Consider the following 24,189-nt stretch of genomic DNA (forward strand, 5'->3'; position numbering starts at 1 on the left):
GTTATCGATGACTGCCCGTAGATGCGGGGATGGAACATCGGGCAGGGAACGCTAGTTCGAACTGGCTGGCCAGAGCCAAGCAGCGCCTCGAACGCCGCTTGAGTCGCCGTGGATGGCCCGAACGACAGGAGTCCCGAGGTCTGCTGAGAACGTGTACCTACTAAGGAGATCCGGAACCGCGGTGTACAGACTGGAGATGTTCGAGAGCCCGCCTGCGAGCACGATGACATCGGGGTCAAGCACATTGACCACGGACGCCAAACTTCGCGCGAGTCGCTCGTGGTATTTGGCGAGGCACGCCTGCGCAAGAGCCTCTCCGTCTTCAGCAGCTTGGGCGATCTCACTCGCAGCTCTCTCGGCCCCGCCACGCCAGACGTATTCGCGCGAAAGCCCAGGGCCCGAAAGGAACGTTTCGATGCACCCGTGCTTTCCGCAATAGCATTTCGGCCCCGGCAACTCCGTTTCGTCGGGTCCTGGAAGCGGATTATGTCCCCACTCGCCTGCGACACGGTTGCGGCCGACGTGGACTTGCTGATGAATCGCCAGCCCTCCACCTACCCCTGTGCCCAGAATCACGCCGAACACCACATCCGCCCCTGCAGCTGCGCCATCGACGGCCTCCGAGAGAGCCATGCAGTTAGCATCGTTTTGCATTCGAATCGGACGTTTCAGGCGAGCCTCAAGGTCGCGGTCGAGAGGCATTCCATTCAGGACAATGCTATTGGAGTTCTTCAATAGACCGGTTGCTGGAGAAATAGCCCCGGGGGTGGCAATTCCGACCGTGCCTGTCTTGCCTGTCGTCCGCTCGGCAAGTTCCACAAGCCCTGCAATTGCTTCTATGGTGCCCTTGTAATCTCCTACGGGAGTTGGAACACGATGTCGCAGCAGGGTCGCTGCCTTTCCTGTCACGGCGTCATCGAGTGAGATTACTTCTATTTTGGTACCACCAAGGTCAATGCCGATTCGCATGTGTCTGGCTCGCGGTTTTCGGTGCGAATAACAGGTCCACAAAGAGTAGGGCCGCACCACAGACGATCGCACTGTCAGCCAGATTGAAATCAGGCCACGAGTGCGTCCCGATATAGAAGTGCAGGAAGTCTGTTACTCGTCCAAAGAGAATTCGATCATACAGGTTCCCGATCGCGCCGCCGAGAATCAACGCCAGCGCGAGTCCCGAAGCCGTGAACTTGGCTACCGACTTCCAAAGGAGATAGCAGACAACGATCATCGCTGCCGAAGAAAAGCCAATAAGTAATGGAATTCTGACCCGCGGTGACCAGTCAGCGAAGAGGCTGAACGCAGCTCCCGTATTTTCGACGTGCGTGATCGAAAAGAAGTTCGGCACTACCTGCACGCTACCGAAATTCAACTCAATGCGCCGGGAAATTATGACTTTGGTGAGGCGGTCGATCAAAATCACGACCGCCGCCACCGTTAAGTACAACGTTCGGAGGCTTGCACGCGACATTATGCGTTGGTGCTCCCTGACGCACTGCCCTCGGTCTGTTCACTTTCGATAATCGCCACGTTGGCACTGCAACGCTCGCACACAGTGGGGTACTTCTTATCCTCACCAACGTGAACCGAATAGTTCCAGCAACGCTCGCACTTCTCGCCCTGCGCCTTGCTCACCTCGAATGCAATCTCCGATTTCGGCGCGCCAGACTTAAGCTCTACCTGCGAGACGACAAACAACGCGGGTAGCTTGTCAGCATATTGTGCAAGCCGTTTGTAGTCATCTCCGGAAGCGGTGATGATGACGCGCGCTTCGAGATTCGCTTTGATCGTCTTGTTGTTTCGAAGCTCTTCGAGTTCACGCAACGCACGTTCACGCACAGAGAACAGGAACGTCCAGTCAGTCCGAACTTGCTCTGCTTGCTCGCGATCCCGGATCTGGCCGGTGATATCGGACGCATTCGGGAACAGCCCGAGGTGAACGCTTTCGGGACGGGACAGCATCTTGGGCATGAATCCCCAAGCTTCATCAGCGGTGAAGCTCAGTATTGGAGCGATCAACCGAAGCAGTGCCTCGCCGATGCGCCACAGAGCTGTCTGTGCGGACTTGCGTTCACGAGAGCTGCGCGGGAACGTGTAGAGGCGGTCCTTCAGAATGTCGAAGTACTGTGCGCTCAGATCGACTGCAAAGAACTCGTTCAGCCGCTGGTAAATGCGATGGAACAGCATTTGGTCATACCAGCCCCGAACCTCGGAAGCGACATCCACCGTACGCAGCAACATGTACTGATCAAGCGGTTCCAACTGCTCAAACGCGATGACGTCCTGTGTAGGCGAGAAGCCATGTAGATTGCCAAGAATGTACCGGAATGTGTTGCGGATCTTGCGGTAGTTCTCCGCGACACGATTCATCAGGTTTTCGCTGGCACGCACATCTTCGCGGAAGTCGACCGAAGCAACCCAGAACCGAACAATGTCGCCGCCCATTCGTTTGGCAATATCCACGGGGTCCACGGTGTTGCCGAGGGACTTCGACATGGCTCGACCGTTTTCATCGAGCGTCCAACCATTCGTGGCGACCGCTTTGTACGGCGACTCGCCATTCAGTCCGATCGAGCAGAGAAGGGAAGAGTGGAACCAGCCGCGATACTGATCGCCGCCTTCTAGATACAGATCGGCAGGCTTCCAGGAACCAAAAATTCTCGGCAAAACGGACGCTTGCGACGAACCGGATTCAAACCAGACGTCGATGATGTCCATTTCCTTGCGGAATTCAGTGCCGCCGCAAGATGCGCACTTCGTTCCAGCCGGAACGATCTCGGAGGCAGGGTGCGCATACCATGAATCGGCGCCCTCGCGCTCGAATAGCTCAACTACGGCGCGGTTTGTGGCGGGGTCTTCGTGCAACTTGCCGCAAGACTCGCAGAAGAATACCGCGATGGGTACTCCCCAGATTCGCTGGCGAGAGATGCACCAGTCTGGGCGTGTCGCAACCATATTCGCGATGCGTTCTTCGCCCCATGCGGGATCCCAGTTCACTCCTGCAATGTCCTTTAAAGCTTCGGTTCGCAAGGTGCCATCGCCAACCTTGCCTTCCATGGAGATGAACCACTGCTCGGTCGCGCGGAAAATGACTGGCTTGTGGCAACGCCAGCAATGCGGATAAGAGTGCTCAATGTCCTCGCGTCCGAGGAGCACGCCTCGAGCCTTCAGAAGCTCGATAATCGGCTCGTTCGCGGCAAAGACCTTCAGGCCGTCATATTCGGGAAGCCCATCACAGAGATGTCCTCCGGCGTCGACATGTGTGGTCGCATCCAAACCGTACTTCACGCCTGTATAGAAGTCATCCGCACCATGAGAAGGAGCGGTATGCACAGCGCCCGTGCCGGTATCCATCGTGACGTAATCTGCTAATACGCCGAGGATGTCGCGATCCAGGAATGGATGAGCGAATACAGCGCGCTCAAGCTTCTCGCCGGGGAAGCGCGCGACAATCTTCATTCCGTTCGTATCAATTCCCAGCTTGGGCAGCACTGTAGGAACAAGCTCTGTGGCGAGAATGTACACCTGCCCCGTCGCATTGTCTTGTAATGCCTGGTACTCGGCGCGAGGGTGAAACGCGACTGCCAGCGAGGCAGGCAGAGTCCACGGAGTCGTAGTCCAGATAACCGTGGCGACTTTGCCCGCGTACGCAGCAAGTTCGGGCGCGATCTTCGCGGGATCGCTCTTCAGCGCGTATTTCACGTATACGCTCGGGCTAACGTGGTTCGCATACTCGACTTCAGCTTCCGCCAGTGCGGTGCGATCGTTGATGCACCAATAGACGGGCTTCAGTCCCTTGTAAACCAACCCCTTCTCGAAGAACGCATAGAAATTCTCGATGACCCGTGCTTCATACTCCTTGGTCATTGTGGAGTATGGATCGGCAAAATCACCAAACACGCCAATGCGCTGGAATTGATCACTCTGTGTTTTGACCCACTTCTCGGCGTACTTGCGGCAGGCATTTCGAACCGCGAGGGGATCCATTTCGAGCTTTTTGCGGCCCAGGGCTTCATCCACTTTGATCTCGATCGGCAGCCCGTGACAGTCCCATCCGGGAATGTAAGGGGAATCGAGCCCAGACATCGTGCGCGACTTCACAATGAAGTCCTTCAGACACTTATTCAGCGCATGCCCAAGGTGGATGGCACCATTGGCGTAAGGCGGACCATCGTGCAGGACGTACGTAGGAGCACCATGCCGCGCCTTTCTGATCAGGTCGTAAATACGAATCTTCTGCCAATGGTCGAGCATCTTAGGCTCATTCTGTGGCAGGTTCGCCTTCATGGGGAATTCAGTGCTGGGCAGATTTACGGTTGCCTTAAGTTCCACTCGGGTCTATGTCTCCGATCAGCAAATACGCGGCAGGTTGCTCCGCTTCTACAAAGTTCTTGAATTTCTCATTATAAGCCGAGAGGGGAACTGTCGTGGAGGCAGGGCGAAGCCGAATGATGAACATGACGCTTATTCGATTGTGAATACTTTGAGAAGACGTGAAAGCTGGACATTCTCAGGAGGGCATAAAAGCATCTCAATACGTGAATGTGTGGGTGCTGAATTAAGCCGGGGCGGATCGTGGGGGTCTGATTCCGGGAACTTAAAGTCTCTGAGCTGCACAATACAACTTGTCGAACGTAAGCGCGTATCAGAAGTAGTACTGAAATCGGCTCACGTCAAGTGAGAGCCGTGGCGCAACAGAAAAAGCATGGGTCCCGTGGGGGGAAGCTCAGAGCTATCTATTGCGTGTACGGATGGAAGCTAAAGTAGAGAGCCACTAGCCCGTGGGTGAGGGGCGAGCAATGCAGAAGCAGATGAATTTTGACCCAATAGTGAAGAAAGAAGAGCCAGAGCTGAACCTCCTCATGCGGGAGGACCTCAATCCGCCGCTATGGAAATCTCTGGTTGAGAGCGTTCGGGAACGTCTGTTTCCGACAAAGCTTCCACCCTTGCAATTGACGTCTCGTCCGGTAAAGGTCAATGACATCTGGGGCGAGTACAACTACAGGAAGAAGAGCGCAACCGTTTCACTCGTTGTTCACGGAGCTATTCTTGCGACCGTGATCGTGCTCTCTATCAAGGGTGCGAAAGTGGTGATGCAACCGAAAGAGCAGGTGACATTGGTTGCGCCCGACGTCAGCGAATACATGCCGCTTTCGAAGAAGCCCAATGACCAGATCGGTGGCGGTGGCGGTGGCGGCGATCACGACAAGCTAGTTGCACCCAAAGGTAAGCCGCCAAAGTTCTCAATGCAGCAGATAACACCGCCGGCAATGGTAATCCGCAACGACAATCCAAAGCTTGCTGTGGAACCGACTGTTGTGGTTCCGCCTCAGATCAAGATGGCGTCTGCTGCGGCACTGCCCATCGGGGATCCGAAATCTGTGCTGCCGTCTGGACCAGCATCGAATGGCACCGGAATGGGCGGCGGAATAGGTTCAGGAAGCGGCGGAGGAATCGGTAGCGGCACCGGGCCAGGGCTTGGGCCGGGTCGTGGTGGTGGCCTCGGCGGAGGAATCTTCCGAGTCGGGGGAGGCGTGAGCGCCCCACGCGTGCTCGATAAGCCCGATCCCGAATACAGCGAGGAAGCACGCAAAAACAAGTATCAGGGCACAGTGGTTCTGTGGTTGATCGTCGATGCCAACGGCAAGCCTCGTGATGTGAAGGTCGCTCGGAGTTTAGGCATGGGACTCGATCAGAAAGCGATGGAGGCTGTGCGGCAGTGGAAGTTCCAGCCTGCGATGAAGGATGGGACCCCGGTTGCAGTTCAGATCAACGTGGAAGTCAATTTCCGCCTTTACTAACTTGCTGGGTCAAAGCCCAGTCCAAAAGTTCATCAAAGGAATCGAGAGAGGAACCTTCCTCTCTCTTTTTCTTTTTGTGGACGTTTTTGCATGCCAGTCGCGTGATATCAAGTAAGTAGCGGAATTGTAGTAGAGAGCTTGGAGTGATAGTCGAACGGTGTCCAGCCAAATGCAGGACGTGCGAATGAGCGAAGAAGCGGCCACTTGTTCTGTTTGCAAACAGCCCTTGGCGGCTGATGGCCGTTGTCCGCATTGCGATGAAGATACCCACGTTTGGACGATCCGAGACTGGCGTCCGCTGTTCACACTTGCACTCGTAACCGTGCTCGGCTTCTCCTTTACGAGCCTCGTTGTTACTACCTTCAAAGAGAAGCAGAAGTCCCTTGCTTCTGATTATTACGCTGCGGGCATTCGTGCCATGAATGCGAAACAAACAACCGAGGCTGTCGACGATTTCGAGACGGCGTTGGTCTATTCGCACGACAATTTCGAATACCGACTAAAACTCACCGATGCGCTCGTTGCAGCTGGCCAAAGCGGCGAGGCGCTAGGGCAGTTACATACCTTCTGGGAGCAGAGACCCGGAGATGCGCAGATCAATTTGCAATTAGCTCGATTAGAAGCCAGAAGGAATCACAGCGAGGACGCGTCGCGTTACTACGAGAACGCGATCGAAGGCGCTTGGCCAGCCGGAACAGACCCCGTTCCGCAACGGACTGCGGTCAGATTCGAATTCGCGGAGTTTCTCGAAAAGCAGGGAAGGCGTGAACAGGCGAATGCGGCTTTGCTTGCGCTCGCATCAGTGCTACCCGCGGGATCGCCCGAACACGACAGGCTAGCACAGCTGTTCATGGAAAATGGAGACGCGGCACACGCCTTGAACATCTATCAGCTCCAGTTGAGCCACAACAAGCATGATCCGGCTGCTATTTTCGGCGCCGCGAAGGCGAGTTATGAGATGGGCAATTACTCTTTGGCGCGTCGGTATCTTGAAGAGATCAGGCCGGAAACATCCGATTCGCAAACTTTACTGCGCCAGTTGGATCGGATGGAGGCAATCGATCCCTTTACGGAAAAGATCAGCCCTAGAGTTCGAACAGAACGGACAATGGCTGCGTTCCGAATTGCTATAGACCGACTTGCAGGCTGTGGGGTGCCTTTTGCGCAAGCAATGAGCAGTGGTTCTGCCTCGCAAAACGCACAAGACCCGACTCAGTGGGGCGGATTCGCGAGGTGGGCACAACAAATTCAACCGTGGATGTCTGAAAAGAAACTCCGCGGACGAGATGACGTGATTGAAAGCACGATGCGATTCGCATTCCAGGCAGAACTTGCTGCCCAAAAGGCCTGCGGCACGCCAACCCTCGACGATGAAGCATTGCTCTTGCTCGCTCGTGAGCGAATGGGGCTGAGCCAATGAAGCCGCGCAGTGATCGAATCCGCGAAGCCCTGCTGGAGAAAATGGCGACTCCGGTACGCCGCAAGTATTTTGAGACGTTACGCCGGATGCTGGGCTCCTCCGGACTTATATCGATACGCGAAGAACAATTCTTCCTTGTTCTGGCCATCGCGATTGGCGTTCTCGCAGGATTCTGCGTCGTAATCTTCCGAGTCGCGATTGCAACTGCACGTTTATGGCTGCTTGGCAGCTCAATGCATCCAAGTGCACCCCGAGTGATTCTAGTTCCAGCCATAACCGGAATTGTCATCGCTGCCGTAGCCATTCATTTCTTCCCTCGAGTCCGCGGAAGCGGCGTAAATCAGACAAAAGGCGCCCTGTACATCTACGACGGCTATATCGGAGCCGACACGGTAATAGGGAAGTTTGTTCTGAGCGCGCTGGCAATCGGAAGCGGTCAGTCCTTGGGCCCCGAAGACCCATCTTTGCAGATCGGAGCGGGATTAGCATCCGGCCTCGGTCGCTGGCTCAAGCTTTCCAAAGAACGTCTGCGACTCGTTGCTCCGGTCGGCGCCGCGGCCGGAATTGCCGCAGCATTCAATGCTCCGATAACGGCCGTACTGTTCGTCATCGAAGAGGTCATCGGAAGGTGGAGCGCTGGCATCCTCGGCGCCGTGGTGCTTTCGGCCATTTCTAGCGTGGTGGTGGAACGCTGGTTCATGGGAGATGAGCCGCTGTTCCGCGTCCCGCAATACCACCTCGACCATCCAGGCGAGTTGCTGGCCTACGCGGCTCTGGGCATTATTGGCGGTGTGGCTTCGCTCGCGTTCGTGAAGGTCATCAAGAATCTGCGCCCCAGATTACGCCGCCTTCCCAACTGGTCACAATACTTACAGCCAGGAATCGCCGGCTTGCTGATCGGCTTCATCGCAGTCTGGTTCCCGCAGGTTATGGGTGCCGGATACGAGTGGATCGATCTCGCGATGCACAACCGCTTCTCGTGGGAAGTGCTAGCCATAATCGCCGGACTGAAACTGATTTCGACTGCTCTGAGCTTCGTAACCGGGACGCCAGGTGGGCTCTTCGCCCCTGTACTGTTTCTCGGAGCTATGCTCGGCGGATCCGTTGCGATGCTTGAGCAGCAACTATTCCCAGCTCTATCGGTGCCGGTGGGAGCCTATGCACTGGTAGGAATGGGAGCGCTCTTTGCTGGCATTCTCCGCGCCCCAATGACTTCGGTTTTCATGATCCTCGAGGTGAGCGGAAACTATTCCATCATCCTTCCGGTGATCATATCCAACACCATTTCCTATCTAATTTCGCGCACTTTTCAGGAAATACCGCTGTTCGATCTACTATCTCGGCAGGATGGTCTCGACCTGCCATCACTCGAAGAAGAGCGCGAGCAGTCCATTCTCAGGATCGAAGACGCCATGCATCCCATGGTTGGCCGTGCGCTTCTGGGAGATGAGGCAATTGCATCGGCTCGAAGCCTCGCAGTTAGTGCGCAGGACTCTCATTTCCTGGTGTCTTTGGGCGAAGGCAGATGGAGCGTAGTCAGCCGTGAGCAGTTGCTGGACGCAGCTTCGGATGAGGGAGCACCCGTCAGGATGCTGGTTCGAGCTCGAGTTCCGCGTCTTTATCAGGATCAATCACTGGATGTGGCATTGCGATTCATGAAGGACCGCCCCATGCTCCCCGTAGTACATCGAGGCAATACGGACCTGCTGGTCGGGGTTGTCGGAGTGGAAGACATACTGCGGGCCTATCGCAAGGCAGGAGTGGCAGAGCCCGAAACAGCAGAGGTGTCCTAGCGAACCCTTTATCCAGCGTTGGCTTCCAATGGTTCAGAGTTGCACGACAGGGGAAGACTTTGCTGAAACTGGAGACGCTGCGCACAATTCACGAACTCGACAACCTTCGGTCGCGCTGGACACACATCACTGATCAACAGGATCTGACGATCTTCCAAGGATACGAACTAAACCGCCGCGCCGCCCAGTGGTTTGCGCAGCGGGAGAGCCCGAATGTTGTCGTGGCCGAGTCTGATTCCGGAGTGGCGATCATCCCTGCGGTACGAAGAGAAAGGGAATTGGGCTTTATTGGCGAGACCCTGTTCGACTATCGCGACGTTCTGACCATCGGTGATCCTGCCGTACTGGAAGCGGCTTGGAGGGAATTGGCGTCGCTCAAACTTCCACTCGAAGTAACGGCCTTGAGAGGTGATTCCGTACGGGGGCGTTGGGAAGGACTTCCGACCTTTGACTTCTGTAATGCGCCCATCACGCGTAGAGCAGACATTGACCCCGACGCGTTTGTGTCCTCGCATAAGAAGGCGGCGAAAGCGAGTCGTCGGATTCTGAAGGAAGGATTGCGCCTGGTTCGTCGTGAGTCTGAATTGCGCCGCCCCGCTGAGTGGATCTATCGTCGTAAGGCAGAATGGAGTGGCAACACGAAGAATCTTTTCCTCGATCGCCAGCGACAGAACTTCATGTTGAGCATCGTCTCTGAAGGTGTACCTCGTACAACTATATGGACTTACGAGTCCGACGCAGGAGAGATTGCGGCTGCATTGGTGACCTTCAGACACAACCAAACACGCCACCTTTATACGATTCACCACGACGTTCGCTGGGAACGGTTCTCGCCTGGGCAGGTAACGATATTTGAGGCTGCGCTTGAGTCATTGAAGGAGGGATTGGACACAGACTTCATGACCGGCGAATATCCGTACAAGAACCGACTCGCAACCTCCTTCGTGCCACTGTACCGCGTGATGGCGACTTCGGACCAGATGCGTGCTTGGAAGAGTTCACCCACAACCCTTCGTGCAGCGTGACTGGAGGACTCGTGCCTGATCCCGCCGAACAGTTACAAGCAATCTATCTTGCCGGCTTTGAACTTGAGACATTCGAACGCTTCCCAAACGCCGTAGGCATAAGAAAGGGAAGTTGCATGGCATTGGTTCAGCCATTGCCTGATGGGCTGAGAATCATCGGGCACCCTGGATGGCGGATGGGCGAAGCGCTCGGGGTGTTAGTGGAAAAAGGCGGAAAGAAGGTCTTTCAAGCAAAATCCGAGTTTGTAGAAGCTACCCCTGAACGTCTAGAACAACTCGATCATTTTCGGCAGGAACTTGAGAGCCTAATGTCGCCACACGCGTGAGACAAAGGTGCGCGGCGATGTCCCGTCGCGCACCGAGTTCTCAGTCAGTCTTAGGGCTGAGGCTGGGCGGCACCGTAGCCGTCCTGATATCCCTGCGTGTAGGCTTGGCGATAGAGCTGACGGTAGTGGTCTTTGTCGCCGAAGTCAGACGACCATCCGCGATCGCCATCCTTATACATGGAACTGTCGGTAGGCCTGAAAGCATGCCCGCCATCACGATCCTTGCGTCCAGCCGCTAATCCGTCATCATATCCAAATCGCGCTGGACCCGGCACGGAGCTATCCGCAGGCCGTGCCATTGCCGCACCAGTACTGGACGCAGCCGCCGCTGCGGAATGTCCGACAGGGACGCTTGAATACCCAGCGTTGTAACCCTCCCGATACGCACGGCGAGCGTCTTCTGTGGTCCATTTATCTCCTGGTTGATCGCTGCGTGGGACGCCACTTCCAGCATCAGCCTGTCCATGGTTAAACCCGTTTTGATAGGCATCGCCGAGTTGCTGACCAGCCAGCACCGGAGTGCCCACCTGAGACTGCGGGCTTGAATATGCCGGGAGCGCCAGAGCAAGCAACAACGCTGCGCTGAATGAGACAATGAACCGGCCACTTGAAGTTTTCATACGCATCTCCCCAAATGCCAGCCAAAGCGATTCCATTGCGAAATAATTCGCTGTTCCAGTAATCACGCACGGCTGACCGTTGATTTACTCTTGGGATGCCAATCGTTTGTCACGTGTAACCTGATGCCGCGAAGAACCGGCGGCACCCCACATTTACAGGCAGAGTTGACCACATTAGGGCTGCCGGATGAGCATGTTTATAGATGGAACGAAACGGACTGATAGTTATAGACAAACCGGCAGGTTGGACCTCTCATGATGTCGTGGGACGCCTGCGCCGTATTCTCGGCGAAAAGAGCATCGGACACCTCGGCACGCTCGACCCAATGGCTACCGGGTTGCTGCCCTTGGTCTTAGGTCGCTGGACGCGTCTCGCACAGTTCTTTGGAGGAGCGGGAAAGACCTACACTGGTCGTATTCGATTCGGGTACGCCACAAACACCTACGACGCAGATGGAGAGCCCTCCGGTGAATCCAGTGACGTATCTGGTCTGAAACTCGAACAGGTTCAGGAAGCATCCAGTCGGTTCGTCGGACATATATGGCAGACGCCTCCACCTTTCTCGGCGAAGAAGGTTGGCGGCACCCCCGCCTATAAGCTCGCTCGCAAGCAGCAAGCCGTAGACCTGAGCCCGGTGGAGATCACCGTACATAGATTGGAGCTCAGTGACTGGGACGGTGAAAGTGTCGCATTCTGTGTCGAAGTCTCGTCGGGAACGTACATCCGATGCATCGCGCACGAACTCGGAGCCGCACTCGGTGTTGGCGCTCATTTGTCGTGCCTTCGGCGAACCCACTTTGGAGAATTTACAGAGCAGGATGCAAAGACCCTAGAGGAGTTCGAGGCGGCGGGCCCGGAAACACAGGAGTTGTTCATCCATCCCAGACGGGTGCTGCCGGCGTACCCATCCGTCACAGCAACGGCTGACGTGATCAGCTTCCTGAGAAACGGCAGAGCGGTGAATCTTCCTGACTTCTCAAATGCGGCACTGGTTAAGGTCTTTGCGGACCAAACTCAACTCGTCGCAATTTGTCAGCGCGTTGCAGGAACTCTCTTTAAGCCCAAAGTCGTGCTCTCGGGTAACAACTAGGCCGAGAGTGGCAAAAGCCAGAACTGAACGTGAGGGAAACGCTGTCTTGGATACAAACAGCCGAAGATCGCAGCTGAGTGCGAGCACTTCTTTCTAATTTGCGTAGTGGACAGAATATCCATTATCGGACATTGTGATCATGCTGAGTTCGCTACACTCGTTCGTCCCGGTGCGTGTTTATGCTCCTGTTCTCTCATGTATGATGTGGGGTCGGCAGATGCCCTATGGACGCACTGCTGCAGATCCACTTTGCACGCGCATCCCGTACACTGATCATCAATGATTCCTCTGAAAGACGACACTCCGAGGCTCTCGACTCCGCTGATCAACTTCTTTTTGATCGCGGCGTGCGTGGTGGTGTTTCTGTTTCAGATTTCGCTCGACCCGCGGTCCCAAGTAGAGTTCATTCGAACCTTCGCTCTCGTTCCGTCGCGACTCATGGCAACCCTCCAAGGCGTGCCGGTTCACGGCCACACACAGACCTATGCAGTTTCTCCTTGGTATGGATTCGTACCCGTCCTGACCAGCATGTTTATGCACGGCGGATGGCTACACCTAATCTTTAATATGTGGTTTTTGTGGATCTTCGGACGAAATCTTGAAGATGCACTTGGACATTTCCCGTATCTGATCTTCTACCTTGCTTCTGGATTTGTGGCCGCTTTAGCGCAAACGGTCCTGAATTTCTATTCTTCGGTTCCTATGCTGGGTGCCAGTGGCGCCATCGCGGGCGTCATGGGCGGGTACTTGATTCTGTACCCGCGAGCCCGTGTTCTCATGCTTGTTCCGTTCTTCTTCGTGTTCTTTCTGTGGCTGCCTGCCTGGCTGGTTTTGAGCTACTGGTTCGTCTTGCAGTTCCTGAGCGGAGTTGGAAGCGTGCTGGTAGGGCCTACGGGCGGAGGTGTCGCATTCTGGGCCCACGTAGGTGGATTCGTCGCTGGAATTGTCTTGGTGAAACTCTTCCCTGTCCGGACGCGACGTTATCGTTACGATTGGTAACAAGTATTGTGCTTGTCAGGCATCGCGTCCCTGTCCACGGAAAATCAAACTCAGCAACCAAATTCCCCGAGGTGTCCACAATGACTGAACCCAGAGATCTCTACGATCGCCCAAACGTGTACGCCCGAGCAGAACCGGACGACGAGTACGATTCCCCATCTGATCCGTCCCTGATAGACGAAGACGAAGCCGACCTCTACGAAGAGGAAGAACTGGACGAGGACGAGATATAGAATGCCCGCCCTCTGACGAAACGGCCCCACACCTGAAGCGGTTGTGGGGCTTTTGTGTATTTGACGGGACTCACTAAGGCATTCAGAGTCCATTCTGCTTTTGCCGCAGCAGCGACAAGAACTCGTTCCTCGTTTCCTGCTGCCGGAATACACCAAGCATGGCGGATGTCACGGCCGATGAATGCTGTTTTTCTACGCCGCGCATCATCATGCAAAGATGTCGGGCCTCAATCACAACACCCACGCCTTGGGGCTGAATGATCTCCTGTATGGCCTCTGCTAACTGCGTTGTCAAGCGCTCCTGAACCTGTAGTCGACGCGCAAACACCTCGACAAGCCTCGGCAATTTGCTGAGACCGATCACCTTCCCTTGAGGGATATACGCGATATGCACTTTTCCGAAAAATGGCAGCATGTGATGCTCGCACATGCTGAACATCTCAATGTCCTTCACGATCACCATTTCGTCGTAGTCAACCGTGAATAGCGCCCCATTGAGGATGTCGGCGGGCTGTTTGCAATACCCGCTGGTCAAGAACTGCATGGACTTGGAGACGCGGGCGGGGGTCGCGAGCAGACCTTCCCGTGACGGGTCGTCTCCAATCCGGGCAATCATTTCGCGAACGAGGTCCTCGAAGCTGGCTTGTTGGAGCGATGTGAGTTCGTGTTGTTCTATTTGGCTCATTCGAATCTATCTAATTATCTCTCTTTACCTTGCCCGTAGTCTTTATGTCCTTCTTAGTGCGGCTCCGAGCACTCGAAAGAGTTGTTCGAGGTCTCTTCAACGCGCACACGTTCAAGCTGGGCTGGCAATGCGGTCTGGCTCAGGATTTGTTGAATACGAACCGTAAGGTTCTCCGTAGTAGGAACGACGGAACTGAATTCCCGTATCTCGTTCAAGTTCTGATGGTCGAAGCGAGCCAGAACCTCTCGCTGTATGGTCGAATCGAGGACAGAAAGGTCGCAAAGCATACCTGTCTGCGAAGAGACCCGACCGCTCACTGTAACCTCAAGAAAATAGTTGTGCCCGTGTCCGTGCGGATTGTTGCATTTTCCATAGAGTTCGCGGTTTGCCGCTTCCGTGAGGTCTGAGTTGTGCAGGCGGTGAGACGCGGAGAATTGGTACCGACGCGTAAGATAGACCTTCATTCCTACTCTCCGAAATAGTCGACGTAGAGGTCGGGCGCCTCATACACGCGTACGCGATGAAGCTTCACGGGATCGAGTTTCTTCTCAAGCCGCTTCCAAATAGCTATTGCGATATTCTCGGTTGTCGGTACAGCGTGCAAGAACTCCGGGACCTCTTTGTTGAGGTGCCGATGATCCAAATCGTCAAGAACCTCACGTCCGAGGATGTCCTTCAACAGTTTCAGGTCGATCACGAATCCTGTTACCGCGTCGATCTCGCCGGCGACAGTAACCTCAAGCGTGTAATTGTGACCGTGCCCGTTGAGATTGGCGCATTTGCCGAACACTCGCGCGTTTTCCTCGGGCGACCACTCCGGATTGTGATAGTAGTGGGCAGCGGAGAACTCGGCTTTGCGGGTGAGATAGATCATTGCGTTCCCTGACTTCGGGCAAAATCATTGTACGGCTACTTTGAATTTGATGCCGTCGACCGCCGAGAGACTCTTGATGTGCTGTAGGTCCGCCCTCTCCAAGTCACAGTCCCCTTTTCATGCGCCTCGGCTGAATCTTGCAATAGGCGCGAAAACAATGGCAGCCCCAGAATGGAAATTAGCGTACTCCACAACGGAAAGTTTGCCCTTGCCACTCGCCCCGCGAACGCTGCAATGTTGACGATAGCGAAGAACCAGAAAAGAGCAATCATGACCGGCCAGAACCAATCGCCGGCAAGGTCGTTCCGCAGAAACCGAATAGAAGTCCAGAAAATGGCGAACACAACAGACAAACTCAAACGTACGAACTCTACCCGCCTCTTCTTGGCCATTTCGCGAGCATTGGGAAAGAGTATCGCCAGGTTCTTCGTCCATCCAGTCCGCAGTTCATCCCATGAGTTGTACATTCGCGTGCGCACGAATTCACCGGCGTACCGGAAGCGGATTTTCAGGCCTCGCTGTTTGTACAGACGCGCGAGCGCAACGTCGTCGAGTAGTTCGGTAGCAACCGCAGCGTATCCACCTATCTTCGTATGCGCTGCGCGACGAACAAGCAGGTACTGACCATTTGCGGCGGCGTCTGGGAGTGCGGGATCGCTGACTCGACGCGGGCTATAGCACAGCGCCAATTCACTGAAAATCAGCGGCATTACGAGTTGCTGCCGCACGCCTGTCAAAACCTGTTTAGGCGAGTACGAAACCAGATCGGCCCCATGTTCCTCTGCTTCGGCGATCGCTGCTGCCAGTGAACCTTCCTGATGTTCTGTGTCGGCGTCCGTGAACAGGAACCATTTGCCCTTGGCTATCTTTTCACCAGCCACTAACGCGTTCGTCTTCCCCGTCCATCCTTTCTGGAGCGGTTCCGGGGCATCGATAACGTGAACGTCGATCAAGCACTTGTTCAGCGCCATATATGGGCACTGGCTAACTCTGGTGAAGGTTTCGGCAACGTTCCTGGTGCGGTCGGTTGAGCCGTCATTGACTACAATAATTTCGAATGAAACCCCTCTTTGTGCCACCAAGGAACGGAGGCAGCGCTCCAGATTCGCCTCTTCGTTGCGCGCCGGAATGATAACGGAGACCTTCGGATCAGAATTAGGCGAATTGGTGGGGGCCATAAGCTGTACTTACGGTTATTATAAGTGACGTGAACTTCAGCAAACGAATTGCGACTTTGGTCCTGTTAACGGGGCTGGTGCTTGCTGGCGTATCGTGCCGCAACTCGGAACCCTCCAAGATAGGCTCCATGGCTCCCGACTTCACGGTGAGCGATGGGCAAAAAACCGTCAAGCTCAGTCAGTTCCGCGGCAAACCGGTCCTGCTGAACTTCTGGGCAACATGGTGCCCCCCGTGTGTGCAGGAGGTACCTGGTCTGGTTGCCCTGCAACAGCAGATGGGGGACAAGGTGACCGTCTTGGCTGTGAGCATGGACGTCGATGAAGAAGCGTACAAGAACTTCACTTCCAAGCGTATGCCCGGAGTTTTGACCGTACGCGACCCCGACCACAAGTCGAGCGCAATGTACGGAACATTTGCATATCCAGAGAGTTTCCTGATTGGTCGTGACGGCAAAATTCAGAGAAAGTTTATCGGCGCCGTTGAGTGGAACTCCCCTGAGATGATCGAATACTTCAACAAGCTCTAATTCAATTCACAAAGCTGGAAATGAAGGCGCGGCTTCCGAGTCGCGCCTTCGCTTTAGTTCTGCAAGGCGAAAACTCTCACCGCACCTTGCGCAATCTTCTGTGCCTTCTTCAGCAATAACTTTGCGATCTGGACATGGGTAGATGGGTGCAGCAGGTCGGCCGTGGTTGGGTCACGCTCATCCCATTGAAACTGCACCTGACGGAATTGCCACTTGTTCCCGCGCTTTAGTAGAACGGCGGAGAAGCGAACAGGCCTTGAGGATGAGACTCCCACCACTTCGCCGACGCTCGTCACCCAAGCGACATCGCCTGCGGATGAGATAATCGCGTCATCTACCTGGAGCTTGAACTGCCCCCAGTAGAGCCAGTCGTTTCGAATGAAATCAGCTACGGCCGGATAGCCCCGCACCCACTCGCCCGAGTCGGTTCCAAGCAGAAGCGCGTCGGCATCCCTTGCAAATAGGTGGGTCATGAACGCATCGATCTGCTGGGGATCCCGTTTGGAGTACCCCTCCTGAAATGCCTTTAGCGCAACGAGTACGCCGGAGCGTACCGAAGGCGGTGCGTCCCCTGCCCGACGTAGATATTCGCGACGGATATCAGCACTAGTACTGCGTTTGAGATGGAGACAAGCGTAGAAGCCAAGTATAAAGTTGCACAGCACAAGGACAGCTATTCCCAGCACGGCAAACAACCTCTTGCACCATGTCATTTTGCCTCCGAGCAGCTAATTCGTAGTTTCTTCGTGCGCGACCTCACCCTGGGTTGGTCCATCCACTACAGCCTGCTCCACGCGATAACCACGAGCCTTGAGCTGATTGACAATTCCTTCGCGGCCGATCACATGCGCTGCGCCGACAACCATGAAACATGACTCCGCGGATTGGAGGCACTTCTCCAGCCGATCAGTCATATGAGGATTTCGATCTTCACGCAGCCGCCGGGAAAGCCTCTTCTGTCCCTCCGCCTCGCGGCTCAAAAGCTCATCGAGCTTATCAGCCGAACCCTCACTCCAAACGGTCGATATTCTGGCGGCTGTCCCGCTCGAATTTTCAGCTTCTTTGATGCACGAGAGCAGAAAAGAGTCAGCTTCGCTGTCCGAGACAGCCGAAGCGAGCAGTTTCAACTGCCACGACGCGTCCTCCAATTCCTCCACATGCTTACCCGACGCCTTCTGCAGAAAGTACATGTCCACACCGGATTTTGGATCGAGGCCAGAGCGCAGCATCGGCATCATCGAAACCATCACTCCGACAGCCCAGGGACGAAAGCGGCCGAGCACTTCAGATATCGTGCCGTAGGGTGCGAGGAATGCTGTGAGCTTTTGCTTGGTCTCGGGGGTCACATGTCTGAAGAGGTCATCGCCTTCCGGATAGACGGCGGTCGCCGCCATTAGTTGCTGCATCTGCTGTGGATCGACCTTGGTCATATCAACCTCCACAATCAGCACCGATGCGGCTTTGAATGCATTCTCGACCGCGCCCGGCAGCGGATACATAGATTTATCGCCGACATGAACCGAGCCCAACACGTAGGCACTATTCGTCCTCGACGACACTTTCCACATCAAAAACGGCGCTCCCGGCTTATATGGACTCGTTTGCCCGAGCAGTGCGACTGGAATGAGTGTGCAGGTGATGAACATCAATGTCGAACGCAGACCAATAGGGCGCTTCTTGACACTCCTTCTTTGAATTGTGAGTCTAGCATTCGTGAGTTGGATGTATGAGGAATCTGAATCGAAGGAGTGAACTGTAGTAACGAAAAAGCCATCCAGGCGATGAATGGATGGCTTATAGAGGCAAAGACGTAGAGCTACAGCCTGATTTGGCGTAAGCGCAGTGCGTTCGTGATAACCGAGACCGAACTAAAACTCATGGCTGCTGCCGCAAAGACCGGGTGTAACATCCACCCTGTCAGTGGATACAACACGCCCGCCGCCAGTGGAACCCCAAGGACGTTGTAGATAAAGGCGAAAAATAAGTTTTGGCGGATGTTTCTCATGGTCGCCTGACTCAATCTTCGAGCACGCAAGATCCCGCGCAGATCGCCGCGCAGCAGGGTGATTCCCGACGTATGCATGGCAATGTCCGTTCCTGTGCTCATGGCAATTCCGACCTGAGCTTGCGCCAGTGCTGGAGCATCATTGATCCCATCTCCAGCCATCGCGACCACTCTTCCCTGCCTTTGCAACCTCTGGATCACTTCGGATTTGCGCTCTGGAAGGACTTCCGCTTCAAACTCCCGGATGCCCAACTTGCGCGCAATTGCCTCGGCAGTGGTCTGACTATCGCCGGTAAGCATCACCACATGCAGACCTTCGTGCGTAAGGTCCTCCAGCGCAATCGCCGATGTAGGCTTGAGTGGATCCGTAACGCCGAAAAGTCCAACCAGAACTCGGTCAGAGGATAGATACAAAACTGTCTGACCGTCCTTGCGCATTGTTTCAGCCCTCTGTGCTGCCTCCGGACAAATACTTACTCCCATCTCCTGCATTAGCGTCGTGTTTCCGATAGCGAGGTAGCGTGCATCCACATCTCCGAGCACCCCGCGTCCGGGGCGCGATTCGAATCGTTCCACGCGATGTGGGCGAAGCTGCGCTGCTTCAGCGGCGTGAACTATGGCGGAACCAAGCGGGTGCTCACTCATGCTTTCAAGACTCGCAGCCCACTGCACCAAGTCCTCTTCATTATTGTGGCGAGTGAGAGCGATGACGGACTCAAGTGTAGGACGGCCCTGCGTCAGCGTACCCGTCTTATCTACAACAACCGTGTCGACGCGCTCCATCGCTTCAAGGGCTTCTGCATTCTTCACCAGCACACCAGCACGAGCACCGCGTCCAGTGCCAACCATGATCGCCATCGGCGTCGCGAGTCCCAAAGCGCACGGGCAAGCAATGATGAGCACGGCTACGGCATTGACCAGCGCGTATGGCAAAGCTGGCGACGGCCCAAAGGCTAGCCACGCGATAAACGTGATCAGCGAAACTGCGACCACCGCAGGAACGAATACCGCCGACACCTTGTCCGCAAGCCTTTGGATTGGCGCGCGACTACGTTGAGCTTCGCTCACCAGCTTCACTATTTGCGCCAGCACCGTCTCGCTTCCAACGTGCTCTGCACGCATCAGGATCGAACCGTTGCCATTCACGCTTGCGCCAATCACGCGATCGCCCGAATTCTTTTCGACCGGAAGCGACTCACCAGTGACAAGCGACTCGTCTACGACCGTGCGTCCCTCCAGCACGATGCCATCGACAGGAATCTTCTCCCCTGGACGCACGCGCAATGCTTGGCCGACCGAAACCTGTTCGAGCGGGATATCTCGCTCACGCCCATCCGCTTCTACGACGCGCGCCATTTTCGGCGAAAGGTCGAGCAATGCGCGGATCGCACTCGAGGTTCGTCCACGCGCTCGAAGCTCCATCACCTGACCTACTAACACGAGGATGACGATAGCTGCGGCTGATTCGAAGTAAATCTCAGGCTGGGAATGATGAGAGGTGTGCGGGAAAAGCCCAGGCCAGAAAGTCGCAATGACGCTGTAGCCGTAGCTCGCCCCCACGCCCATTCCGATCAGGGTAAACATGTTGGGGCTACGGAATTTCATCGAAGCAATCGCGCGTTGGAAAAACGGCAATCCTCCCCATAGCACCACTGGCGAAGCAAGCAAAAGCTGTATCCACGCGACCTTGTGCTCACTGATTGCATGCTGTAGAGGTGTGACCATGTGCAGCATCGCGAGCACAAGTAGCGGAACGCCAAACGCGAGACTAAGCCGCAATCGGCGAGTCATATCTTCTAGTTCAGGATTGGGCGCCTCTGATGCCGTGACTGTCTCCGGCTCAAGATCCATGCCGCACTTTGGACACTGCCCCGGGTGGTCTTGCCGCACCTCTGGATGCATCGGGCACACATAGATTGTTTTCGACGTGGGCTGCACCGTCTCAGGCTCGAGTGCCATGCCGCAGGAAGGACAAAGGGCCGGAACCGGTGAATGCACTTCCGGACACATAGGACACACATAGGAATTGGCTGCCTGAGTCCGCGGAGATGGAGCTGGAGCAATCGTTGCAGTCGCCGAGGCGCGTGTCGCATTCTCAACCGCTGGACGCACTCCGCCAAGCATGATATCCGGTGCGCTCCCTGTTCCCTTCACCGGTCCGAGATTGATCTGAGAGAGGTTGAAAGATGACTGACCGAGATATTTCTCCGGATCTGAACGGAATCGCTCGTTGCAGTTCGAACTGCAGAAGAAGTATTCCGTTCCGCTGAAAACGTAAGAGCCGCCGCGAGGTGAAGTTTTATCAACCACCATCCCGCATACCGGATCCTTCACTTTTGTTCCTTCTTGCGATGCAGTAGCTCTCATGGGTCCGAGTTCAGCGGCTCCAACAGCACCTTTCGTCACGCCAAGGTTGATGCGTGCGAGATTGAAAGCAGGCTGCGCAAGATACTTCTCTGGATTGGAGCGGAACCGCTCGTTGCATTTGGGATTGCAGAAGAAGTACTCGGTGCCTTTATAGACGTAAGAGCCACCGCGAGGAGAGGTCACATCGACCGTCATCCCGCAGACCGGGTCTTTTGCTTTTGTCTCGGGCAAGGATGAATCCCTTTCAGTGCGCGTGTAAGGACCGGAATTGGCGCCAATACACGGCGCTACTCAACTGAATGTATAGTAGATCGTGAGCACACCGGATGATTATCATCTGGTAAAGATGACAGAGGAATCAGGATGACTAACGTCGAAATCAGCTATACCTATGGGATGTCGCCCGATGAGGCGGTGATGCGGGGTATCGACACCATCCGTGAGGTCTACGGGATCCGTCGTCTGAGGTTTAACGAGGAGGCGCGAACAGTATGTGTGGAGTACGACGCGACTCGTTTGAACGGCGCAACGATAGCAAACCTACTGCGTCGGTCGGGGCTGGATCTGAAGGATGCCTTGTAAACATTAGAAAGGGCCCTGCCTGAAACGTTGGCAAGGGCCCTCTCATGCGCCACTTCGTCTTGTCCTACCTAATTGCACGCCCCGTGCCAAATCCTCCCTTACAGCAAATGAACGACTTACAGATGCTGGGTTATCCTGTCGCTCGGAAAACTTTGCCGAGTCGCGTAGATTCGACATACTGCATGAACATACGTGGGCAACTCTCGTCGGTTATCCACAGAGCGAACCAACCCCGGGTTGCAGAAGCAGCTAAGGTATGTGTTATATTGGGTTTGGTCGTTGAGAACAACAACGATTCAAGCAATCAGGATGCGCCCTTAGCTCAGCTGGATAGAGCGACTGACTACGAATCAGTAGGCCGGGAGTTCGAATCTCTCAGGGCGCACCATTTGATTCTTCTACCCGATCAAGGCCCGCATGGGCCTTTTCTGTTTGGTACTAACCTTCTACCAATCCAGCTCTAGCTGCTCGATCGCTGTCCTCTTTCGTTACCCTACACCGCTAAGCAACATTTCCCAACTGGCCATCGCCAACTCTGATGCTGACAATTTGCCGCAAATGTTCGCTTATGAAACAGTAAGAGACATTCCAGTTTCGAGTGAGCAGATGAAAGTTCTCATAGCTACATCAAACAAAGGCAAGCTGCGTGACTTCGCTGGAGCAGCAGCAGTACATGGAATCGTCGTTGAAGCCGTAGCCAATCTCGACAGCATCCCCGAACCGGTCGAAGACGGCATCACATTCGAGGAGAATGCCCAGAAGAAAGCCGAGTACTACAGCAGATTCGCCCCAGGTGAACTGGTGCTTGCTGATGATTCGGGGCTAGAGGTCGATGTGCTCAAGGGTGCACCCGGCGTGTACTCTGCCCGCTATGCCTCAATGGGCTCGAACACTGTGCAGTTGGATCCAAATCTCAGCAAAGATGCCGCAAACAATGTTCGCCTTCTGCGCGAACTGTCGGCAGTAAACAACGACAAGCGCTCGGGACGCTTCGTCTGCGTCATATCCGCCGCGCGTGATGGCCAGCAGGTGGAAAAATTCCGAGGTGAAGCCGAGGGTATGATCCTTCACGAACCAAAGGGGAACCTGGGATTCGGCTACGATCCCCTGTTCTATTTTCCGTCTATAGGCAAGACTTTCGCTGAGCTCTCGGCTGACGAGAAGTCGCTTTACAGCCACCGCGGCGCTGCACTACGAAGATTTCTGGAATGGGCGAGGCACGTTGGTTAATGCCCTAGGTCGGGCGCACCTGATTACGTTCTCTCTCCAACTCATGGGCAAACATTCTGTTTGCATCGATTGAGATGAAGGTCCCGCGGCTGCGAGCTAGGATAGCTCCCTTCGCATCGCGAATCTCTCCTGTGTTGTGCAGTTCGCGCCCTTCTTCTCGAACATTGCGGCCCTCCACGATGAGTGGCACGTCCAGCGGCACAGGACGAAAGTACTCGACCTCCATTCGTCGCGTAAGCGCGACCTTGCTCTTCAGCTTATTGGCTTTGCCCATCGCTTCATCCAGAATCGTCGCTATGATCCCGCCGTGTGCATGTCCCGGCGGTCCAACGAAGGTGCTCCCGAGCTGGAACTCACACACGTAACTCTGCCCATCGGGACCAAGCGCAAATTTCAGTTGCAATCCATTTGGGTTGCCGGGACCGCATCCAAAACAAGCATCTCTCTGCCAACTCGTACTGGGTGCGTCGTGACCTTTCGCGTCCATCTCTTTCATATCGCTCCGGCATCGGATTTACACGTTTCGATTCAGCATAGCCCGATTTGGATTCTCGTCCGCGACGGTCAGAGATAAATCTCTGTGATCGTGAATTTATTTCCAGCAGGAAAAGCCCTTTCAGCATCTAGGAAGGAGATGGCTGGCATGGTTTCGCGCTCTTCTAATAAGCCCGTTCCCGGTGGCGGCAATCGGGGTCCTTTTCCTCCTGAACCTTCTGGTGGTGGAGGTGGTGGTGGCGGTCGTGGCGACGGAGACGGCGTCCACGGATTTCGTCAGCAACTTAAGCGATATAGGTTGGGCCTGCTATTCACAATTGCATCGATCGTGATGCTGTTCATCTCATTCACGACGTTGTTTGTGGCGCGTCGTGGAGCCGGAAAGTTCGATCCGATTACGGGCGGGTTCCAGAGCGACTGGATCCCGGTATCGCTCCCCATAGACATTCTGCTGCTGAACACCGCCATACTGTTGCTGAGTAGCGTAGCCGTAGAGATCGCGAGGAGAGCCGCAAGGATCGAGTCGATTCTTGTTCCAATGAGTACGATCCCGGGCGTTCGTCCTATCCGGCAAACGTCGTTCATGTGGGTTTGGGGAACAACAGTCGCCGGATTCCTATTCCTCGCCGGACAGTACCTTGCTTGGCATTCCCTGCATCTGCACGGTGCGTTTCTCGACAGCGGCCCAGCGAGCACCTTCTTCTTCCTGCTTACTGGCACTCACGCACTCCATTTGACCGCAGGACTCATCGTTCTGCTCTATGCCTGCCTTGCTTCCGGTCCGCGACATTCCCTTGAGCGACGCTGCATCACCCTCGACATAACCGCGTGGTACTGGCACTTCATGACGGCCATGTGGATCTATGTATTGCTTGTCCTGAAGTTGATGGATTGATGCCGAAGTGAAATTTGGAGCCGCTGCAAGCCGCGAACTATAATAG

General features: G+C 55.1%; 24 protein-coding genes and 1 tRNA gene. 13 read left to right on the top strand and 12 right to left on the bottom strand.

The window, feature by feature from the left end; genetic code table 11:
• Positions 1-51: 51 nt before the first annotated feature.
• Genes AC6IZD_RS07910 through ileS form a run of 3 tightly spaced genes read right to left on the bottom strand, consistent with a single transcriptional unit; the run spans position 52 to position 4,329 of the window.
• On the bottom strand, positions 52-969 hold the full coding sequence (locus AC6IZD_RS07910; protein ID WP_497787148.1) for an ROK family protein: 918 nt from the start codon (positions 967-969) through the stop codon (positions 52-54).
• A complete protein-coding gene (gene lspA, locus AC6IZD_RS07915; protein WP_497787149.1) occupies positions 953-1,468 on the bottom strand; it encodes a signal peptidase II in 516 nt (171 codons plus the stop codon). Before lspA ends, AC6IZD_RS07910 begins: the two co-directional genes overlap by 17 nt.
• Positions 1,468-4,329 carry an isoleucine--tRNA ligase gene (gene ileS, locus AC6IZD_RS07920; protein ID WP_497787150.1) on the bottom strand — a complete coding sequence of 954 codons (2,862 nt, stop codon included), beginning with the start codon at positions 4,327-4,329 and terminating at the stop codon, positions 1,468-1,470. Before ileS ends, lspA begins: the two co-directional genes overlap by 1 nt.
• A 479-nt stretch (positions 4,330-4,808) precedes the next feature.
• Between ileS and AC6IZD_RS07925 the strand changes: the two genes are divergently transcribed.
• The 5 genes from AC6IZD_RS07925 (at position 4,809) to AC6IZD_RS07945 (ending at position 10,362) form a co-directional block, all read left to right on the top strand.
• Positions 4,809-5,798 (top strand): energy transducer TonB, encoded by a 990-nt coding sequence (locus AC6IZD_RS07925; protein ID WP_497787151.1) that lies wholly within the window; start codon positions 4,809-4,811, stop codon positions 5,796-5,798.
• 184 nt (positions 5,799-5,982) lie between these two features.
• On the top strand, positions 5,983-7,218 hold the full coding sequence (locus AC6IZD_RS07930; protein ID WP_497787152.1) for a tetratricopeptide repeat protein: 1,236 nt from the start codon (positions 5,983-5,985) through the stop codon (positions 7,216-7,218).
• Entirely contained in the window at positions 7,215-9,011 is a 1,797-nt protein-coding gene (locus tag AC6IZD_RS07935; RefSeq protein ID WP_497787153.1) for a chloride channel protein, read from the top strand. The genes AC6IZD_RS07930 and AC6IZD_RS07935 overlap by 4 nt, the downstream gene beginning before the upstream one ends.
• 59 nt (positions 9,012-9,070) lie before the next feature.
• Complete coding sequence (locus tag AC6IZD_RS07940; RefSeq protein WP_497787154.1) at positions 9,071-10,036, top strand: GNAT family N-acetyltransferase; 966 nt, start codon at positions 9,071-9,073, stop codon at positions 10,034-10,036.
• An 11-nt stretch (positions 10,037-10,047) separates the two neighbouring features.
• Positions 10,048-10,362: a hypothetical protein gene (locus tag AC6IZD_RS07945; RefSeq protein ID WP_497787155.1), complete on the top strand. Its 315-nt coding sequence runs from the start codon at positions 10,048-10,050 to the stop codon at positions 10,360-10,362.
• A 50-nt stretch (positions 10,363-10,412) separates the two neighbouring features.
• On the opposite strand, the gene AC6IZD_RS07950 is transcribed toward AC6IZD_RS07945, so the two are convergent.
• Entirely contained in the window at positions 10,413-10,982 is a 570-nt protein-coding gene (locus tag AC6IZD_RS07950; protein WP_497787156.1) for a hypothetical protein, read from the bottom strand.
• A 203-nt stretch (positions 10,983-11,185) separates the two neighbouring features.
• On the opposite strand from AC6IZD_RS07950, the gene truB reads away from it, so the two are divergent.
• From truB to AC6IZD_RS07965, 3 genes are all read left to right on the top strand, one after another.
• Complete coding sequence (gene truB / locus AC6IZD_RS07955; protein ID WP_497787157.1) at positions 11,186-12,073, top strand: tRNA pseudouridine(55) synthase TruB; 888 nt, start codon at positions 11,186-11,188, stop codon at positions 12,071-12,073.
• 279 nt (positions 12,074-12,352) lie between these two features.
• Positions 12,353-13,072 carry a rhomboid family intramembrane serine protease gene (locus tag AC6IZD_RS07960; RefSeq protein WP_497787158.1) on the top strand — a complete coding sequence of 240 codons (720 nt, stop codon included), beginning with the start codon at positions 12,353-12,355 and terminating at the stop codon, positions 13,070-13,072.
• A gap of 80 nt (positions 13,073-13,152) precedes the next feature.
• The gene (locus AC6IZD_RS07965) at positions 13,153-13,305 is read left to right on the top strand and encodes a hypothetical protein (protein WP_497787159.1); all 153 of its coding nucleotides are present in this window, start codon (positions 13,153-13,155) and stop codon (positions 13,303-13,305) included.
• Positions 13,306-13,387: 82 nt separating this feature from the next.
• Here AC6IZD_RS07965 and folE read toward each other — a convergent pair whose 3' ends face one another.
• The 4 genes from folE to AC6IZD_RS07985 are packed head-to-tail and all read right to left on the bottom strand — an operon-like array spanning position 13,388 to position 16,042.
• On the bottom strand, positions 13,388-13,990 hold the full coding sequence (gene folE, locus AC6IZD_RS07970) for a GTP cyclohydrolase I FolE (RefSeq protein ID WP_497787160.1): 603 nt from the start codon (positions 13,988-13,990) through the stop codon (positions 13,388-13,390).
• A 53-nt stretch (positions 13,991-14,043) separates the two neighbouring features.
• The gene (locus tag AC6IZD_RS07975) at positions 14,044-14,454 is read right to left on the bottom strand and encodes a 6-carboxytetrahydropterin synthase (protein WP_497787161.1); all 411 of its coding nucleotides are present in this window, start codon (positions 14,452-14,454) and stop codon (positions 14,044-14,046) included.
• 2 nt (positions 14,455-14,456) lie between these two features.
• A complete protein-coding gene (locus AC6IZD_RS07980) occupies positions 14,457-14,864 on the bottom strand; it encodes a 6-pyruvoyl trahydropterin synthase family protein (protein WP_497787162.1) in 408 nt (135 codons plus the stop codon).
• A gap of 35 nt (positions 14,865-14,899) precedes the next feature.
• Positions 14,900-16,042 (bottom strand): glycosyltransferase family 2 protein, encoded by a 1,143-nt coding sequence (locus AC6IZD_RS07985; RefSeq protein ID WP_497787163.1) that lies wholly within the window; start codon positions 16,040-16,042, stop codon positions 14,900-14,902.
• Positions 16,043-16,170: 128 nt separating this feature from the next.
• On the opposite strand from AC6IZD_RS07985, the gene AC6IZD_RS07990 reads away from it, so the two are divergent.
• Positions 16,171-16,569 (top strand): TlpA family protein disulfide reductase, encoded by a 399-nt coding sequence (locus AC6IZD_RS07990; RefSeq protein ID WP_497787164.1) that lies wholly within the window; start codon positions 16,171-16,173, stop codon positions 16,567-16,569.
• A gap of 53 nt (positions 16,570-16,622) precedes the next feature.
• Here the strand turns inward: AC6IZD_RS07990 and AC6IZD_RS07995 are convergent, their stop codons facing one another.
• The 3 genes from AC6IZD_RS07995 to AC6IZD_RS08005 all read right to left on the bottom strand — a co-directional run bounded on the left by AC6IZD_RS07995 (position 16,623) and on the right by AC6IZD_RS08005 (position 21,172).
• Entirely contained in the window at positions 16,623-17,282 is a 660-nt protein-coding gene (locus AC6IZD_RS07995) for a nuclear transport factor 2 family protein (RefSeq protein ID WP_497787165.1), read from the bottom strand.
• Between the two features lie 15 nt (positions 17,283-17,297).
• Complete coding sequence (locus tag AC6IZD_RS08000) at positions 17,298-18,137, bottom strand: TraB/GumN family protein (RefSeq protein WP_497787566.1); 840 nt, start codon at positions 18,135-18,137, stop codon at positions 17,298-17,300.
• A 248-nt stretch (positions 18,138-18,385) separates the two neighbouring features.
• Positions 18,386-21,172, bottom strand: a complete 2,787-nt coding sequence (locus AC6IZD_RS08005; protein ID WP_497787166.1) for a heavy metal translocating P-type ATPase — start codon at positions 21,170-21,172, stop codon at positions 18,386-18,388.
• A gap of 132 nt (positions 21,173-21,304) precedes the next feature.
• Between AC6IZD_RS08005 and AC6IZD_RS08010 the strand changes: the two genes are divergently transcribed.
• From AC6IZD_RS08010 to rdgB, 3 genes are all read left to right on the top strand, one after another.
• Entirely contained in the window at positions 21,305-21,523 is a 219-nt protein-coding gene (locus tag AC6IZD_RS08010; protein ID WP_497787167.1) for a hypothetical protein, read from the top strand.
• Positions 21,524-21,834: 311 nt separating this feature from the next.
• Positions 21,835-21,911: transfer RNA gene (locus AC6IZD_RS08015), tRNA-Arg, on the top strand.
• Positions 21,912-22,129: 218 nt separating this feature from the next.
• Positions 22,130-22,753 (top strand): RdgB/HAM1 family non-canonical purine NTP pyrophosphatase, encoded by a 624-nt coding sequence (gene rdgB, locus AC6IZD_RS08020; RefSeq protein WP_497787168.1) that lies wholly within the window; start codon positions 22,130-22,132, stop codon positions 22,751-22,753.
• Positions 22,754-22,757: 4 nt separating this feature from the next.
• Here rdgB and AC6IZD_RS08025 read toward each other — a convergent pair whose 3' ends face one another.
• Positions 22,758-23,249 carry a PaaI family thioesterase gene (locus tag AC6IZD_RS08025; RefSeq protein WP_497787169.1) on the bottom strand — a complete coding sequence of 164 codons (492 nt, stop codon included), beginning with the start codon at positions 23,247-23,249 and terminating at the stop codon, positions 22,758-22,760.
• 147 nt (positions 23,250-23,396) lie between these two features.
• Between AC6IZD_RS08025 and AC6IZD_RS08030 the strand changes: the two genes are divergently transcribed.
• Positions 23,397-24,143, top strand: coding sequence for a cytochrome c oxidase subunit 3 (locus AC6IZD_RS08030; protein WP_497787170.1), 747 nt, complete (start codon positions 23,397-23,399; stop codon positions 24,141-24,143).
• Positions 24,144-24,189: the final 46 nt, after the last annotated feature.

The sequence above is a fragment of the Koromonas humicola genome (assembly GCF_059726255.1).